Origin of the sequence: Bradyrhizobium sp. Leo170 (assembly GCF_004296405.1) — a bacterium.
GTDB lineage: Bacteria > Pseudomonadota > Alphaproteobacteria > Rhizobiales > Xanthobacteraceae > Bradyrhizobium.
The window spans coordinates 1-819 of the sequence record NZ_PSRR01000789.1 but is presented as its reverse complement, the minus strand read 5'-3'; the positions used below and the strand labels follow the sequence as shown (position 1 = coordinate 819).

General features: G+C 60.6%; 1 protein-coding gene. It reads right to left on the bottom strand.

Features of this window, described 5'->3' with window-relative positions:
- Window positions 1-70 precede the first annotated feature (70 nt).
- Window positions 71-343, bottom strand: a complete 273-nt coding sequence (locus CWO89_RS44720; protein ID WP_130232011.1) for a hypothetical protein — start codon at window positions 341-343, stop codon at window positions 71-73.
- Window positions 344-819: the final 476 nt, after the last annotated feature.

The window sequence follows — 819 nt, the reverse complement described above, 5'->3', positions numbered from 1 at the left end:
TTGTGCCAGCCGCTCGGTGTCCGGCGCATCGCCACCATTCAATAGCTCACCATCCGCCATCCTCATCATGTCACGCTCTCCGTGGAGACGGCTTGGTGCGTGGGACATGCGACATCGATTCAGGCGTTGGCAGGATGTGATTGAGGGCCGCCAGCTCGCCCGCATACGCTCTTTGAAACGCTTCGTCCTGATCGGCGACAAATGCAGAAATTGAAGCGGCACTCATAGTGCCGTCGCCCAAAGGGCAGGCACAACGGCCAAGTTGTTCGCGAGCCCGCGTCAAGAGACTATCCATCTGCGCGATGGTCTCTCGCGCAGCTTCCATCGTGTCATCGAGGTTCATTGCCCCTCCCAGACGGTCTCCTTGCCAACGCACCGTAGCGCCAGCAGGATTCGAAACCGCTTGCGCCACCAGCTCCGCTCAAGGGGCAACGACCTGCTCTCGGGGCCGGCCGCCAAAGGCCACCGACAGGCATCGTCTGCCGATGATAACGTGTGTCAGAATTCCCGACGAGAACGTTCCCGCAGATGGCGTAATGGCATTCCTCCGTGTCCCCGTTGGATCAACAGCTCCGCACGTCACTACCAGAGGTGGCGCATGGCGCAAAATACTTGATCGCTATGAAGGCATAGGCGCCCGTGATGGATCGGTGCGTCTCAGCGCGAGCGCTTGAGACGGCGGAGCTAACCTGGAAGTACGTGTCGTTGCGTTAAACGAGTCGTTCGGCCATCGCCGAAGCGAGCCCGCCGCTTGCGGACGGTGAGCCCTTCCTCGCGATAAAGCCGGTAGATCCGGTTGATCCCTGATGGCTCGCCCTT

Excerpts from the sequence above, each read along its gene's own strand:
- CWO89_RS44720 (WP_130232011.1), bottom strand. The coding sequence starts at position 343 with ATGAACCTCGATGACACGATGGAAGCTGCGCGAGAGACCATCGCGCAG.